Source organism: Lysinibacillus sp. GbtcB16 (genome assembly GCF_019091145.1).
GTDB lineage: Bacteria > Bacillota > Bacilli > Bacillales_A > Planococcaceae > Lysinibacillus > Lysinibacillus fusiformis.
Window position 1 is genome coordinate 1 of sequence record NZ_JAGXJV010000515.1, and the last position, 263, is coordinate 263.

Genomic DNA, 263 nt, shown 5'->3' on the forward strand with positions numbered 1-263 from the left:
CGGTAATTATCCGCTTGCTGTGCGCTATGCTCTGACGGCCGGAGAACTGGCGATGATGGCGAACGATCAGATGAACTGGCAGTGCGATTTGCACGTCGTCCCTTGTGAAGGCTGGGAGCGCAGCATGATGTTCTCGGAGACAGGCAAAGAGTGGATTATGCCGTCACTGGGGCTTCCGCGATTTATTTCCACCCTGCTGTATCCGGGAACCTGTATTTTCGAAGGAACGAACCTGTCCGAAGGGCGCGGAACAACAGTTCCTT

The 263-nt window shown here is 54.8% G+C and carries 1 protein-coding gene; it reads left to right on the top strand.

The window, feature by feature from the left end:
* Positions 1–55: 55 nt before the first annotated feature.
* Positions 56–263 (top strand): exo-beta-N-acetylmuramidase NamZ domain-containing protein (locus KVT27_RS25095; RefSeq protein ID WP_309140253.1); only part of this gene is annotated, 208 nt, incomplete at its 3' end.